The organism is Lutibacter sp. Hel_I_33_5, from assembly GCF_007827455.1.
Classification (GTDB): Bacteria; Bacteroidota; Bacteroidia; order Flavobacteriales; family Flavobacteriaceae; genus Polaribacter.
The window spans coordinates 2,785,001-2,799,635 of the sequence record NZ_VISM01000001.1 but is presented as its reverse complement, the minus strand read 5'-3'; the positions used below and the strand labels follow the sequence as shown (position 1 = coordinate 2,799,635).

Here is a 14,635-nt window from a genome sequence, read left to right as displayed (position 1 = left end):
TTTTTTGTTGAGGGCAAAATTAATATTGTATAGGTAAATACGAATGTAATCTAGGAATAATTAAAAAAAACCAGAAGTAAGTAAATTTAGGAAAACTTTATTATTTAAATAATGATAAAATTGTTGTATTTAATTTCTGTGAAACAAAAAAAAATTAAATTCAAATAATATATTTACATAAATTATTATCAAATGAATATCAACATAAAACCAATACCAGCAAAAGACATATTGGCCGTTATTCCTCTACTTCGAAAAATCAATTCTAAAACGCCTGACTCTATTCTTGAAAAACGATTACTAGAAATGGTAAAAATACTTCATTATGAATGTATAGGTTTGTATTTAGTGCTTATTTAATTTTTTGAATCTATTTACTTTCGTTTTAGCGAATTCAGTTAATTTAATTTTATAAACACCTGTAGAAGGTTCAGTACCATAATGTTTTACTATATATCCTCCAATAATATAAAGTGAGTTTTTATAGAAATGAATGTTTGCTTCTTTTAAATGTAGGCCTATCTTATATTCTTTTAAAGATTTTTCTGAATTATTATAAATCAATAATTTTCCATAATCATAAATATAAATGTTCTTTTTATGACTTGTAATTGCTGGCTTTTTAAAAGCAGTAAATAAATCTCCTTCTAACTTCCATTCATTATTTGTTAAGTCCCAAGATTCAATAAAAGATACTGGCTTATTTTTATAACCACCAACTAAGAATATTTTATCGTCGACAAGAATACCTGAAGTTTCTCTTGGATTTGGCATTTTTCCTATTTCATGCCATAATCCGGTTTTTAAATTGAATAAATGAATTTTATCTATAAAAACTTTTTTTCCTTTTTTGTTTATTTTTACAGAACCTCCTACAACTATTAAATAGTCCTTATAAACAAATGAATTAAAGTTTACTGCTTGGTGTGGATTTACATTGTCGGTTTGTACTTGTAAAGAGTCAATATTTAATACTTCGATTGTATTTAGCAAATATTCTTTCTTATTAAATTTCACATTTTTACCACCCAAAACATACAAATTATCATTATAAAAGTTTATTTGATGATAGGCTCTTTTTTGAAATTTAACTTTTGATTTTTTTAATGTATTTTTTTCTAAGTCATAAATAAATAACACGTCACTATATCCTTTAAAATTCGGTGTCGTATCCCATTCTCTCATTATACTTTCTTCTGACACAAAAGAAGTTCCAAACGCTTTTTCAAATGCATTTTCAATTGCTTTACTATAAGTCCTTTCTTCAATTGTCTTATCTCCTCCAGAAATATATAGTTTGTTACCTACAACTAAAGAGGCAAATGAAAAAACACCCGAATCTAAAGATGCAATTTTCTTAAATTTTAACTTAGATTGTCTTTTTTTGTTTTTTACTACTACTTCATCTATATAGTTAGTTTCCTTAGACAAAATTATTTCTTGAGAATTTCGCTTTAACAATTGTACTGTTATTTTGCGAGTTTTATAACCAATCAAAGAAAATGTTATACTATCTGTATCTTTAACTTTAGAATTAATTTTTAAAACGAAAACACCTGTTTTATTAGTGGTTACACCAATTCTATTATTACTTGTTAGATATACACTTACTTTTTCTATTCCTTTTTTTGATTTATTCCCTAATACTTTTCCTGATATATTTTGTGCAAATGAAGTATTTATACCTAAAAAGGATATGAGAAAAAGGGTTAATATTTTTTTTAACATAGCAGTTTATCATTTTAAAGTCTTTTCTTATCAAACTAAAATAGGTGTATAATTTAAAATATTTTTTAATCTAATATACTTAATATCTCTACATTTATAGAAATTTTAATAAAAATGAATATCAACATAAAACCAATACCAGCAAAAGACATATTATCCATTATTCCCCTACTTCGAAAAATCAATTCTAAAACGCCTGACTCTATTCTTGAAAAACGATTACTAGAAATGGTAAAACTACCTCATTATGAATGTATAGGTTTGTATTTGGATGAAGAACTAATTGGAATATCGGGACTGTGGTATTCTACCAGGCACTATATTGGTAAATCTGTAGAACCAGACCATGTAGTAATTGACGAAAATCATAGAAATAAAGGGTTAGGAAATACCTTTTTTAAATGGATTTACGAGCACACAAAATCCAAAGGCTGCGAAGGAATTGAACTAAATACTTTTGTTGAAAACAGAAAATCTCATAAGTTTTACTATAACGAAGGCTTCGAAATCTTTGGTTTCCACATGCTTAAAGTATTACGAGAGGATCAAAAATTTTATTAATTTTAGAGAAGAAAATAATAGGTAAATTTAAAAATGAGCTTATCTTTGCATCATCTATCAGCGAGAGTAGCTCAGTTGGTAGAGCGTCAGCCTTCCAAGCTGAATGTCGCCAGTTCGAACCTGGTCTCTCGCTCTAAGATCTTACTTAATTGTAAGGTCTTTTTTTTTGCTCTAAATAGTAATAAAATAAGAAAAGTAAGGTGAGAAGTTTATATTGAGCGTAGCCGAAATAAACCTGGTCTCTCGCTCTAAAGCCTTACATATTTTGTGAGGCTTTATTTTTTTAGTTTATCTCCAAAAATTAATAATAAAATAATAGGCACTGCTAATAAGATTACCATCATTTTATTGATTGAAAATATTCTTGGCTCTAGTAATAATGTTAGTACAAAACCACCGATAGCACCTCCTAAATGTGCTGAGTGTCCAATATTACCTAGCTGCTTTTTCATTCCGTAAATAGAATATAGCAAGTATCCAACACCAAAAATATAACCAGGAATAGGAATTGGTAACGGAAATAACATTAATTCCATTTCTGGAAACAACATAATAGAAGAATATACTACTCCAGAAACAGCACCAGAAGCGCCAACTGCACTATAATAAGGTGCTGTTTTGTGAAATGTTAAGGAATAAATACTGCCAGCAAGTAAACTACCTACATAAATAATTAAGAAATTAATGTTTCCTAAATTAGAACTCACAATATTGCCAAACAAATACAAAGCATACATATTAAACCCTAAATGCAACCAATCTACATGTAAAAAACCTGAACTTATCATTCGTAGTTTTTCTCCGTTTAAAATTCTACTTACTTGAAATTTATAACTTTCAAAAAAAGAAAAATCATTAAACCCTTTTATAGACACTAAAACGGTGGCAACAATAACAATTAATACAACTTGGTTTATATCTCCTATCATAAAACAAACATAGCAAAAACAAATCAGGATTATTATTGTTTCCAATTTTATATCCGATATTTGCAATCATATTTTTTTAAATGAAATTGTTAGCGTATTATTTATTTTATCCTATTATTTGGTTGATTTCTATTCTTCCTTTTAGAATTTTATATATAAAATCTACCTTTTTATTCTACATCACATATTATATCATTGGCTACAGAAAAAAAATAGTGATGAATAATTTAAAATTAGCATTTCCAAATAAATCTGCTACCGAACTTAAAATCATTCATAAAAAATTCTACCGATATTTTATAGACTTTATTTTTGAAAGTATTAAAACACTCACCATCAGCGAGAAAGAAATAAAAAGTCGATATCATTTTAAAAATATTAAAGTGATTGACGATTTATATAAAAAAGATAAAAGCATTGCTTTAATGATGGCGCATTATGGTAATTGGGAATGGATTATTAGTTTAACTTTAAATACTGAAATGGATTCTTATGCTGCTTATACAAAAGTGAACAATCCATACTTTGAAAGGCTAGTGAAAAAATACAGAAGTAAATTTGGAATGCATCTAATAAAAGCTTCAGAAACTACAAAAACTATTTTAACAAATCATAAAAACAATAAAACAGGGTTATTTGTTTTAGCCTCAGATCAATCTCCTACGGTCGAAAAAGCACATTATTGGAGAGAATTTTTCGGTCAAAAAGTTCCTGTACATATTGGTGGTGACATGATTGGAAGAAAATTTGATTATGCTGTTGTAAACGCAAATGTGACTCGAGTAAAACGTGGCTATTATGAAATTGATATAGAAACTATTACAGAAGATGCTAAATCATTACCTAGAAATAAAGTAATTGATATTTATACGGATATGATTGAAAAACATATCAGTAAGCAACCTGAGTTTTATTTATGGTCTCACAAACGTTTTAAGCACGTTGGAAAAGAACCAAAAACTACTTAAACCACTTTTCTACCAACTTTTTTTCTAAAGAATTTTGAGTTTTATGGGAGTAATCATTTTTGATTGGATCATAGGTATAATCATGAGACCAATCTTCAATATTTTCTGATAATTCTTTTAATGAATTACAAATAAATTGAACTTCTTTATCAGTTACCGTAGGATGAATTGATAAACGAACCCAACCTGGCTTTTCTATATTACAGCCTTCTAAAATCTGACTTTCAATTGCTTTCGATGTTGCTTGATCTACATTTAACAAAAAGTGTCCATAGGTTCCAGCACAAGAACACCCTCCACGTGTTTGAATTCCAAATCGATCGTTCAATAATTTTACAACTAGATTAAAGTGATACTTTTCAAAATAGAAAGAGAAAATACTTAATCGTTCTTTATGATTTTTAGCCAAAATTTGAACGCCAGATAAATTTTCTAAGGTTTCAAAAACTACCTTATTAACTTCATCTTCTCTATTTTTTATATTTTGTGTACCCATTTCGTCTTTTAAACGAATACATAATGCAATTTTTATCGTTTGTAAAAAAGCTGGTGTTCCTCCATCTTCACGAGTTTCTACATCATCAAAATAATCATGATCTCCCCAAGGATTTGTATAACTTACCGTTCCTCCTCCTGGATTATCAGGCACCATGTTTTTATACAGTTTTTTATTAAAAATTAATACACCCGAAGTTGCAGGGCCTCCCAAAAATTTATGAGGTGAAAAGTAAATTGCATCTAAATACGCATCTTTTTCTTGAGGATGCATATCTATATCTACATAAGGCGCAGAACATGCGAAATCTACAAAACACAATCCGCCATATTTATGAATCAGTTTTGCAACTTCGTGATATTCAGTTTTTATTCCGGTAACATTTGAACCAGAAATTATAGACGCAATTTTAATGGGTCTATTTGCATATTTTTTAATAGTCTTTTCAAAGGTCTTTAAACAAATTAAACCTTCATTATCACAAGGCACAACAACTACATCTGCAATCGTTTCCATCCAAGAAGTTTGATTTGAATGATGCTCCATATGACTCACAAAAACAATCGGTTTTAATTCATCTGGTACAGTAGTGTGTTCTTTTAAACTCTCGTTTACTTTTAACCCAAGAATTCGTTGAAATTTATTCACGACACCAGTCATACCAGAACCTTCGGTAATCAGCACATCATCTTTTGATGCATTCACATGATGCTTAATAATATTTCTAGCTTCATGATATGCCATAGTCATTGCAGCTCCGCAAGTAGAAGTTTCTGTATGTGTATTGGCTACAAAAGGACCGAAATCATTTAGCAACTTTTCTTCTATTGGTCTATATAATCTTCCACTAGCTGTCCAATCGCAGTAAATAATTTTTTTTACACCATATGGTGTTTCAAATTCTTGATCTATACCAATAATCTGATCTCTAAACTTTTGAAAATACTGCTCTAAAGACTCCATCTACCCTATTATTTCTTTTATTTCATTAATAAATCTTACCGCTAAATCATCTGCATTTTGTTGCGATTTACTTTCTGTATATATTCTAATAATTGGCTCCGTATTAGATTTACGTAAATGTACCCATTCTTCTGCAAAATCAATTTTTACGCCATCAATTGTATTCACATCTTCATTGGCATATTTAGCTGCCATTTTCTCTAAAATTTCATCAACATTAATTTGTGGTGTTAATTGAATTTTATTTTTAGACATAAAATAACTTGGATACGATGCTCTCAAAGCTGCACATGAGATATTTTTATGCGCCATATGTGATAAAAATAAGGCTACACCTACCAAAGAATCACGTCCGTAATGAGAAGCTGGATAAATAATTCCGCCATTTCCTTCACCACCTATAGCTGCATTGGTTTCTTTCATTTTTATAACCACGTTAACCTCTCCTACTGCAGAAGCAGTGTAGGTTCCTCCATGTTTTTCTGTTACATCTCTCAACGCTCTAGATGATGATAAATTAGAGGTTGTATTTCCGCCACCTAACCTACCTAAAACATAATCTGCACAAGCTACTAACGTATATTCTTCTCCAAACATTTCGCCATCTTCACTCACTAATGCTAATCGGTCTACATCTGGATCAACTACAATTCCGAAATGAGCTTTTTCTTTTACAACTAAGTTAGAAATATCTATTAAATGTTCTTTTAAAGGTTCTGGATTATGAGGAAACTGTCCGTTTGGAGTACAATATAATTCGATACACTCAACATTCAATTCTTTCAACAAAGCAGGAATAAAGATTCCACCTGTAGAATTTACGCCATCTACAACTACTTTATAGTTTGCTTTTTTAATGGCTGCTACATCTACTAATTCTAAATTTAAAACTTCTTGAATGTGCTTTTCTAAATACGAACTATCTTTTGTGTAACTTCCTAAATCATCAACATCTGCAAAAGAGAAATCTTCGCTTTCTGCTAATTCAAGAATTTTCTCTCCTTCTGCTCCATTTAAAAACTCACCTTTCTCATTTAACAACTTTAAAGCATTCCATTGTTTAGGATTATGAGAAGCAGTCAAAATAATCCCTCCATCTGCTTTTTCTAATGGCACAGCAACTTCTACTGTTGGTGTAGTAGACAAACCTAAATCAACCACATCAATCCCTAAACCTACTAAGGTATTTGCGACTAAACTTGAAATCATTTTACCAGAAATTCGGGCATCTCTACCAATTACCACCTTAATGTCTTTCTTGTTATTGTTTCTATCTTTTATGAATGCTCCGTAAGCAGAAGCAAACTTTACAGCATCTATAGGTGTTAAATTATCACCCGTATTTCCTCCTATAGTACCTCTAATTCCCGAGATCGATTTTATTAATGTCATTCTATGTTTTTAAGCTAAACAAATATAAATTATTTACTTTGGAAATCTTTTAATATTAATGCAACTTCTTATAATTTTTTAAGAGTCAAAAAATAGGATTATTATGAAATTATAGTATTTTTTGTACCTTTAAAAATATTCCCTCACTATGACACGTCTTTTTAGAAAAGTTAAACAGAAATTTTTAAATAATAATAAATTCAGTAAATATCTACTGTATGCTTTTGGCGAAGTATTTTTAGTGATGATAGGTATCTTGCTTGCCTTACAATTCAATAATTTAAATGCTCAAAAAGAAAATTCAAAAAAAGAAAAATGGTATTTAACAAATATTGTTGAAGATTTAGAATATCAAAAAGTAATTTTAAAAGATATGATAGATCATTATGAAGAATCGATTGAAATAGAAGAAAAGTTAATAAGTGATTACCAATCAAATTTTAGTTTTTCTAAAATTGACAGTTTAGATGACAAATTAAATTATTTAACAATTACGTACGATTACTCAAGAGTAGACAACACTTATAAAGAACTTATTACCTCTGGACAATTCAACTTAATTAGCGATAAACTTCTAAGTATAAATATTATCAATTATTATTTGTTATGTGAAGCAAATGACAATGACGTTAATAACGATCTAAATAATATTTTTTATAAGGAAATTTATCCAGCGATTAATAAATTTTCTCAAATAACAATAGATGAACCTTCAACTGATAAAGATAATTCTTCAGATACTCTAGATCCTTCTTTAACTTTATATATACAAAATAAACTTAAAGAACCGGCTTCAAAATTAGAATTGATAAACGCTATAAAAACCAAACTTGTTTTACAAGACAATTTCCTTTATTTAATAAAAGAAAACCTTGTAGAAAATGATTCTTTAATTAAAAATATCGATTCTTATTTAGGGTTAAATCGGGGTATATCACTCAACTAAACTTAAGACTTCATTCTGTTCACCAAACTCAATAAATATTTTAACAGGTTCTGAACCATCAGTAAAATTTGCTCTACCAATTAAGAAATTGTTTTTGCTATAACTTTGTGTAAAAAAAACAAAGTCTTTTTCAATCGTGTTTTCTAGAATGACTGAACCTTGATCACTAATTTCATACGTTTTATTTATTGCTGAATTTGCACAAACATCACTCACAATAAACTTAAACATATTAATTTTAGTAGTAGTAGTATCGTTTATTTTAATTCTAGAAAAAACTTTTAGTGTATCATTCTCCATAATCCATTGCCATTCTTTTGAATACTCAATTTTTTCTGATGGCAAATTCTCTACAAAAGGATTTTTAAACCTAGAATCTATATTTAAATCAATTCTTTCACAAGTAGACGCTTCGTCCCCAATGTATAAAAGCTCTGATTGACACGCTGATAAGAATATCAGTATTAATAACAATCTGTAAATTATGTTCTTCATTTCTATCTATATTATTATATTAATTTGAAGCTATAATAAATTAGAAATATTTAAATAATATAGTTTAGAATGACCATAACAATAAAGTTACAGCGTTAAAAAGAATATTCTTTTTAAGAGGGAAAGTGCTAAATTTTGGGGTAATGGGATAACAAAAAACTTAAAAGAATTAGGTAGTATTCTTTTATCAAGATGATACAAATATACAAAAAAAGCCGATGCAAATGCATCGGCTCTTAAAATTTATAGTGTAAGAAAATTATTTTTTCTTAGCATCTGCATCCATTTTCTTCTTTAAGTCTGCAAGACCTCCAATATCTCCAAAAGTAGTTTTATCTGCTTCTGCTGCCTTTTTAGTTGCAGTTTTGATATTTCTCTTTTCTTGCTCTCTAAAGATAGAAGTATGAGATACAACTATTCTTCTGTATTCTTTACTAAACTCCAATACTTTAAAGTCTACAGCATCACCTTTTCCTAATTTACCACCATCTTCTTTATCTAAGAATCTAGTTGGTGCAAAAGCTTCAACTCCGTTTTCAAAAGAAACAGTAGCTCCTTTATCATTTTTATCTTTAATTGTACCAGCATGTATAGAACCTATTGCAAATGTAACTTCGTGATCATCCCAAGGATTATCCTGAGTTTGTTTATGACCTAAGTTTAATTTACGACCTTCAACATCTAATTCTAATACTTGAACTTCTAATTGATCACCAACAGTTACAAAATCTGAAGGATGCTTAATTTTCTTAGTCCAAGATAAATCAGAAATATAAACTAATCCATCAATACCTTCTTCTAACTCAACAAACACACCAAAATTAGTGTAGTTTCTTACCGTACCAGAATGTGTAGATCCAACAGGATATTTTTTAGTGATATCTGTCCAAGGATCTGGATGTAATTGTTTAATTCCTAAAGACATTTTTCTGTCTTCTCTATCTAACGTTAAGATTTGAGCCTCAACTTTATCTCCAACCTTTACAAAATCTTGAGCAGAACGTAAATGTGTAGACCAAGACATTTCAGAAACGTGAATTAACCCTTCTACTCCTTGTTCTACTTCTACAAACGCACCATAATCAGCTAAAACAACAACTTCACCTTTTACTTTATCGCCAACTTTTAATTCAGCATTTAAAGCTTCCCATGGGTGAGCAGATAATTGTTTTAATCCTAATTGAATTCTAGATTTGTTATCATCAAAGTCTAAAATTACAACGTTTAATTTTTGATCTAATTCAACAACCTCATTCGGGTGATTGATTCTAGACCAAGATAAATCAGTAATATGTACTAATCCATCTACACCACCTAAATCAACAAAGACACCATAAGAAGTAATGTTTTTAACAACACCTTCTAATACTTGTCCTTTTTCTAATTGACCAATGATTTCTTTTTTCTGTAATTCTATATCAGCTTCAATTAATGCTTTATGAGAAACTACAACGTTTTTAAATTCATGATTGATTTTTACAACCTTAAATTCCATTGTTTTTTCAACATACTGATCGTAGTCTCTAATTGGCTTAACATCAATTTGAGAACCAGGTAAGAATGCTTCAATTCCAAAAATATCAACAATCATTCCACCACGAGTTCTACACTTAACAAAACCGTTAACTACTTCACCAGTTTCATGAGCATTGTTTACTCTTTCCCAAGCTTTAATTACTCTTGCTTTTCTATGTGATAATACTAATTGACCAGAAGAATCTTCTCTTTTATCAACTAATACTTCTACAGTATCTCCAACAGCTAAACTAGAATTGTAACGAAACTCATTTAAAGAAATAACTCCTTCAGATTTAGAATTGATATCGATAATTGCATCTCTATCAGTTAATCTTACAACAGTTCCTTCAATAACATCACGCTCGTTTACAAAACCAACAATTCCTTCTAAGGCTTTTTCAAACTCTTTTAGTTTAGAATCATCAACTGCATCAATACCTTCTTCGTATTTGTGCCAGTTAAAGTTTGCTAAAAATTCTTCAGGAGATTCTTTTACTTCTTCAACTTTAGTTTCTTCAACTACTTCTGCAACTTCCGCTTCTACAGCTTTTGTTTCTTCAACAGTTTCTTTAACTTCAGTTTCTTCTGCTTTAGGAGCAGCTTTAGCTTTTTTCGCTTTTGCTGCTTTAGGAGCAGCTTTTTTTACTTCTTTAGCAACAACTTGCTCTTCAGTATTTTTTGTTTCTTCAGACATGTCTGAACTTTTTTTGTATCTTATTGTTATTCAGATTTTTAACGAAAATAACTTTAAGAGAAATTAAACTTAATAATTTGTTTTAAACCCTTTTTAAATCTGTACTCGTAAAAAGGAGTGCAAATCTACAAAAAAACATTGATTTTTAATTACTTACACTCATTAAAATTAACTTTTCTTCTTTATATATTTGTTTGATAAAATCAATCACTTATGAGAACAGCTCACTTTATATTTTCATTATGTTTAATTATTATTTTATCATCCTGTAAATCAGACAATAAAACAGTACTTAAACACCATAAATCGATAGAAAAGTCTAGACAAAACGTCCCTTTTTCTGATGCTGTACAGGTTGATAATCTTTTATTTTTAACAGGACAAATAGGAAAAGATCATACTTTAGGTAAAATTGTTGAAGGTGGTATAGAAGCAGAAACTAAGCAAACTTTAGTAAATATTGAAAAAGTTTTAAAAACACATAATTCAGATTTAAATAACGTGATAAAATGTACCGTGATATTATCTGATATAGATGATTTTAATAAAATGAATAAAGTTTATCGTACTTTTTTTACTGATAATTTACCAGCAAGAACTACATTTGCAGCCGATTTAGTTGCAGGAGCAAAAATTGAAATAGAAGTCGTTGCTCTAAAAAAATAAGATGGATAAAAAAACAAAAGAATTAGTTGATTTAGGTAAAATGCTTCCGCTTATGGAAGAATTTTACACCATACAAGGAGAAGGTTTTCATACCGGAACTGCCGCATATTTTGTAAGAATTGGTGGTTGTGATGTTGGTTGTCATTGGTGTGATGTTAAAGAAAGTTGGAATGCAGATTTACATCCTCCAACTTCTGTAGATAGCATTGTAGAAAGCACAAAAAAACATGCAAAGACTGTTGTTGTAACTGGCGGAGAACCATTAATGTGGTCTATGGATTATTTAACACAACAACTTCAAAAACAAAATATCAAAACCCACATAGAAACTTCTGGAGCTTATTCTTTTTCTGGAGTTTGGGATTGGTTTTGTTTATCGCCTAAAAAGACAAAATTACCATTAGAAGAAGTTTACAAAGAAGCAGATGAGCTTAAAATGATTATCCATAATACAAGTGATTTTAAGTTTGCAGAAGAACAAGCTGAAAAAGTAGGTGATAATTGTGAACTCTTTTTACAACCAGAATGGTCTAAGAAAGAAAAAATGACAGAACAAATAGTAGAATATGTGATGAAAAATCCTAAATGGAAAATATCACTACAAACACATAAATATTTGAATATTCCATAATAAAAAAGCAACCATATGGTTGCTTTTTTATTATAATCTATCCGCTACTAAAGAATATATCCGTTCAAATTGTTCTTCTAATCCCATATCAGAATTATCAAATTCAACTGCGTCATCTGCTTTTATTAATGGAGAATCTTCTCGTGTAGAATCTATTCTATCACGCTCAACAACATTATGTAAAATTTCTTTATAATTTACATCATCTCCTCTATCAAGTAATTCTTTATACCTTCTTTTTGCACGTTTATCCGGAGAAGCTGTCATAAATAATTTTAATTCAGCTTCAGGAAAAACTACAGTACCAATATCTCTACCGTCCATAACAATTCCACTATTCTTACCCATATTTTGTTGTTCAGCAACCAACTTTTGTCTCACCTCAGAAACCGTAGACACTTTACTAACTAATTTAGATACATCTAAAGTTCTAATCTCTTTTTCAACATTTACAGAATTCAAATACATTTCTGCAAAACCTAAACTCTCATTAAATTGAAACTCTAAAGAAATTTTTGGTAAATTTTTGATAAGATCATTTCTTTTAAAAAATGATTCTTCAACAAAACCTTGTTGCATAGCATAAAGCGTGACAGCTCTATACATAGCGCCAGTATCTACATATATATACCCAAGTTTATTTGCTAACTGTTTAGCAATCGTACTTTTTCCTGTTGATGAAAATCCATCGATAGCAATAATAATTTTTTTCATATAATTTTATCGTCTGTCTAAGTCAATTTGCAAACTAAAAGTACTCGCATTAGAAGCAGAGTGAATTCTAGAATAAGCATAATTAAATTTCATTTTATTCATTTTAATTCCAAAACCAAGAGAAATTCCACTAAATGATCTAGCATTTTGTAGTGCCAATTCTTTTGATCGTCTAAAGTTATATCCTAATCGCAAATTTACAGCACTTTCTGGAAATAATTCAGCTCCAACTACAAAATGCCTAAACATATTACCTAAAAAAGAAACATTCTCTGTGGTTACATTACCTTCTAAATCTACAGTTTGATTTGATGGATTCGCTACAGAAATATTCCATGATTGTAAATTATCAGCAGTTACATACCATTTTAAAGGCACATGTTCTAATTTATAGGATCCCCCTAAAGCAAGCTTAAACGGAAGTTTTTCACCAGTTCCATTAAATGACTTTAACTGTGTACCAATATTTCTAGCAACTAAAGTAAAATTAAACGAATCATAATCACTATGGTATAAAAGAGCAAGATCAGTTGCCATACCAATAGATGAGAAGTTATTTATTGTAGCATTTATCAATTTAAGATTTGCTCCTAAAAAAAAGTTAGTATTAGGAATATTATAAGAATATCCAACAGAAAAAGCAATATCACTCGCAGAAAAATTACCTGTTTCATTACCTTGTTCATCAGCACCAACTAAACTACCATAGTTTAAATATTTTACGCTTCCATGAATAATTCCAATTCTTCTATTAATAATTTTTGCAAACGAAGCTGAGCCAATATTTATACCCGCTAAATAACTCGTGTAGTTTACTGCTAATTGATTATCTAGCTCTCTATTTATTACTGACGGATTCCAAATTGGCTGACTAACATCATCCATCAATGTTAAAACTTCTCCACCTAAAGCAACTTGTCTTGCAGATGTAGATAAATTTAAAAATTGATAAACTGTTTCACCTCCAACTTGACCTTTTACAGAAGTAAAAGCTAATATCATTAAAAGCAGCAATGAATTTTTCATATAAACGACAAAGAAAAAAGAATTCTTAATTATAACGCTATAAATCTCGAATATTTTATACAAGTTATATAAAAATAAAAAACCTCAATCTAAAAGATTGAGGTTTCAAAGGAAGGCAACGACCTACTCTCCCACCTAATTGGCAGTACCATCGGCGCTAATGGGCTTAACTTCTCTGTTCGGAATGGTAAGAGGTGAGCCCCATTGCTATAATCACCTTAAATTTTTGCTATTGACTTTTGGCTTTCAGCCTTTTGCCTATAACGCAGCTTTGCTGCCTATAAGTTAACATAGAAGTAAAAATAATATCTAAAGAATCTAAATTTTTATAAAAAATAAAAAAGAGTTGTTCCCTTCCGCACAAGGCGGAAGGAAAACGGCGTACATAAGTCTATGGGTTATTAGTACTACTTGGCTATGACATTACTGTCTTTACACCTATAGCCTATCAACGTGGTAATCTCCCACGACCCTTTAAAGAAATCTCATCTTGTGGTGGGTTTCGCGCTTATATGCTTTCAGCGCTTATCCCTTCCCGACGTAGCTACTCTGCCATGCCACTGGCGTGACAACAGATACACTAGAGGTCAGTTCAACTCGGTCCTCTCGTACTAAAGTCAAATCCACTCAAATTTCTAACGCCCACAGCAGATAGAGACCGAACTGTCTCACGACGTTCTGAACCCAGCTCGCGTGCCACTTTAATGGGCGAACAGCCCAACCCTTGGGACCTTCTCCAGCCCCAGGATGTGACGAGCCGACATCGAGGTGCCAAACCCCCCCGTCGATATGAGCTCTTGGGGGAGATCAGCCTGTTATCCCCGGAGTACCTTTTATCCTTTGAGCGATGGCCCTTCCATGCGGAACCACCGGATCACTATGCTCTTGTTTCCAACCTGATCGACCTG

General features: G+C 30.3%; 13 protein-coding genes, 1 tRNA gene and 2 rRNA genes (1 of these 16 only partly in view). 6 read left to right on the top strand and 10 right to left on the bottom strand.

What is annotated here, in order from left to right:
* Positions 1-345 precede the first annotated feature (345 nt).
* Positions 346-1,728 carry a kelch repeat-containing protein gene (locus OD91_RS12435; protein WP_144896702.1) on the bottom strand — a complete coding sequence of 461 codons (1,383 nt, stop codon included), beginning with the start codon at positions 1,726-1,728 and terminating at the stop codon, positions 346-348.
* A 114-nt stretch (positions 1,729-1,842) separates the two neighbouring features.
* On the opposite strand from OD91_RS12435, the gene OD91_RS12430 reads away from it, so the two are divergent.
* Together OD91_RS12430 and OD91_RS12425 are read left to right on the top strand one after the other, a co-directional pair.
* Positions 1,843-2,289 (top strand): GNAT family N-acetyltransferase, encoded by a 447-nt coding sequence (locus OD91_RS12430; RefSeq protein WP_144896701.1) that lies wholly within the window; start codon positions 1,843-1,845, stop codon positions 2,287-2,289.
* Positions 2,290-2,349: 60 nt separating this feature from the next.
* Positions 2,350-2,422 (top strand) — tRNA-Gly (locus tag OD91_RS12425).
* 142 nt (positions 2,423-2,564) lie between these two features.
* Here the strand turns inward: OD91_RS12425 and OD91_RS12420 are convergent.
* Positions 2,565-3,218 (bottom strand): rhomboid family intramembrane serine protease, encoded by a 654-nt coding sequence (locus OD91_RS12420; RefSeq protein ID WP_144896700.1) that lies wholly within the window; start codon positions 3,216-3,218, stop codon positions 2,565-2,567.
* 80 nt (positions 3,219-3,298) lie between these two features.
* Here OD91_RS12420 and OD91_RS12415 point away from each other — a divergent pair, with 80 nt between their 5' ends.
* Entirely contained in the window at positions 3,299-4,186 is an 888-nt protein-coding gene (locus tag OD91_RS12415) for a lysophospholipid acyltransferase family protein (protein ID WP_144896699.1), read from the top strand.
* Here OD91_RS12415 and OD91_RS12410 read toward each other — a convergent pair.
* Both OD91_RS12410 and glmM read right to left on the bottom strand, forming a co-directional pair.
* The gene (locus OD91_RS12410; protein WP_144896698.1) at positions 4,179-5,645 is read right to left on the bottom strand and encodes an aminotransferase class V-fold PLP-dependent enzyme; all 1,467 of its coding nucleotides are present in this window, start codon (positions 5,643-5,645) and stop codon (positions 4,179-4,181) included. The two genes, OD91_RS12415 and OD91_RS12410, sit on opposite strands and share 8 nt — an antisense overlap.
* Positions 5,646-7,037, bottom strand: a complete 1,392-nt coding sequence (glmM, locus tag OD91_RS12405; RefSeq protein WP_144896697.1) for a phosphoglucosamine mutase — start codon at positions 7,035-7,037, stop codon at positions 5,646-5,648.
* Between the two features lie 148 nt (positions 7,038-7,185).
* On the opposite strand from glmM, the gene OD91_RS12400 reads away from it, so the two are divergent.
* Positions 7,186-7,983 carry a DUF6090 family protein gene (locus OD91_RS12400; RefSeq protein ID WP_144896696.1) on the top strand — a complete coding sequence of 266 codons (798 nt, stop codon included), beginning with the start codon at positions 7,186-7,188 and terminating at the stop codon, positions 7,981-7,983.
* On the opposite strand, the gene OD91_RS12395 is transcribed toward OD91_RS12400, so the two are convergent.
* Positions 7,972-8,478, bottom strand: coding sequence for a hypothetical protein (locus OD91_RS12395; protein ID WP_144896695.1), 507 nt, complete (start codon positions 8,476-8,478; stop codon positions 7,972-7,974). The two genes, OD91_RS12400 and OD91_RS12395, sit on opposite strands and share 12 nt — an antisense overlap.
* Before the next feature lie 259 nt (positions 8,479-8,737).
* Positions 8,738-10,690: a 30S ribosomal protein S1 gene (gene rpsA / locus OD91_RS12390; RefSeq protein ID WP_144896694.1), complete on the bottom strand. Its 1,953-nt coding sequence runs from the start codon at positions 10,688-10,690 to the stop codon at positions 8,738-8,740.
* A gap of 213 nt (positions 10,691-10,903) precedes the next feature.
* On the opposite strand from rpsA, the gene OD91_RS12385 reads away from it, so the two are divergent.
* On the top strand, positions 10,904-11,356 hold the full coding sequence (locus tag OD91_RS12385; protein WP_144896693.1) for a RidA family protein: 453 nt from the start codon (positions 10,904-10,906) through the stop codon (positions 11,354-11,356).
* Position 11,357: 1 nt separating this feature from the next.
* On the top strand, positions 11,358-11,987 hold the full coding sequence (locus OD91_RS12380) for a 7-carboxy-7-deazaguanine synthase QueE (RefSeq protein ID WP_144896692.1): 630 nt from the start codon (positions 11,358-11,360) through the stop codon (positions 11,985-11,987).
* Between the two features lie 30 nt (positions 11,988-12,017).
* Here the strand turns inward: OD91_RS12380 and cmk are convergent, their stop codons facing one another.
* The 4 genes from cmk to OD91_RS12360 form a co-directional block, all read right to left on the bottom strand.
* The gene (gene cmk / locus OD91_RS12375; protein WP_144896691.1) at positions 12,018-12,701 is read right to left on the bottom strand and encodes a (d)CMP kinase; all 684 of its coding nucleotides are present in this window, start codon (positions 12,699-12,701) and stop codon (positions 12,018-12,020) included.
* Between the two features lie 6 nt (positions 12,702-12,707).
* Complete coding sequence (gene porQ / locus OD91_RS12370) at positions 12,708-13,703, bottom strand: type IX secretion system protein PorQ (RefSeq protein ID WP_255513254.1); 996 nt, start codon at positions 13,701-13,703, stop codon at positions 12,708-12,710.
* A 134-nt stretch (positions 13,704-13,837) separates the two neighbouring features.
* A 5S ribosomal RNA gene (gene rrf / locus OD91_RS12365) occupies positions 13,838-13,948 on the bottom strand.
* Between the two features lie 160 nt (positions 13,949-14,108).
* Positions 14,109-14,635 (bottom strand): 23S ribosomal RNA (locus tag OD91_RS12360) (it continues 2,353 nt past the right edge of the window).

What these genes read in the sequence shown, in the direction of transcription:
- OD91_RS12410 (WP_144896698.1), bottom strand. Translation starts at nt 5,645, where the DNA reads ATGGAGTCTTTAGAGCAGTATTTTCAAAAGTTTAGAGATCAGATTATT.
- cmk (WP_144896691.1), bottom strand. Translation starts at nt 12,701, where the DNA reads ATGAAAAAAATTATTATTGCTATCGATGGATTTTCATCAACAGGAAAA.
- OD91_RS12430 (WP_144896701.1), top strand. Translation starts at nt 1,843, where the DNA reads ATGAATATCAACATAAAACCAATACCAGCAAAAGACATATTATCCATT.
- glmM (WP_144896697.1), bottom strand. Translation starts at nt 7,037, where the DNA reads ATGACATTAATAAAATCGATCTCGGGAATTAGAGGTACTATAGGAGGA.
- OD91_RS12400 (WP_144896696.1), top strand. Translation starts at nt 7,186, where the DNA reads ATGACACGTCTTTTTAGAAAAGTTAAACAGAAATTTTTAAATAATAAT.
- OD91_RS12380 (WP_144896692.1), top strand. Translation starts at nt 11,358, where the DNA reads ATGGATAAAAAAACAAAAGAATTAGTTGATTTAGGTAAAATGCTTCCG.
- OD91_RS12420 (WP_144896700.1), bottom strand. Translation starts at nt 3,218, where the DNA reads ATGATAGGAGATATAAACCAAGTTGTATTAATTGTTATTGTTGCCACC.
- rpsA (WP_144896694.1), bottom strand. Translation starts at nt 10,690, where the DNA reads ATGTCTGAAGAAACAAAAAATACTGAAGAGCAAGTTGTTGCTAAAGAA.
- porQ (WP_255513254.1), bottom strand. Translation starts at nt 13,703, where the DNA reads ATGATATTAGCTTTTACTTCTGTAAAAGGTCAAGTTGGAGGTGAAACA.
- OD91_RS12385 (WP_144896693.1), top strand. Translation starts at nt 10,904, where the DNA reads ATGAGAACAGCTCACTTTATATTTTCATTATGTTTAATTATTATTTTA.
- OD91_RS12435 (WP_144896702.1), bottom strand. Translation starts at nt 1,728, where the DNA reads ATGTTAAAAAAAATATTAACCCTTTTTCTCATATCCTTTTTAGGTATA.
- OD91_RS12395 (WP_144896695.1), bottom strand. Translation starts at nt 8,478, where the DNA reads ATGAAGAACATAATTTACAGATTGTTATTAATACTGATATTCTTATCA.
- OD91_RS12415 (WP_144896699.1), top strand. Translation starts at nt 3,299, where the DNA reads ATGAAATTGTTAGCGTATTATTTATTTTATCCTATTATTTGGTTGATT.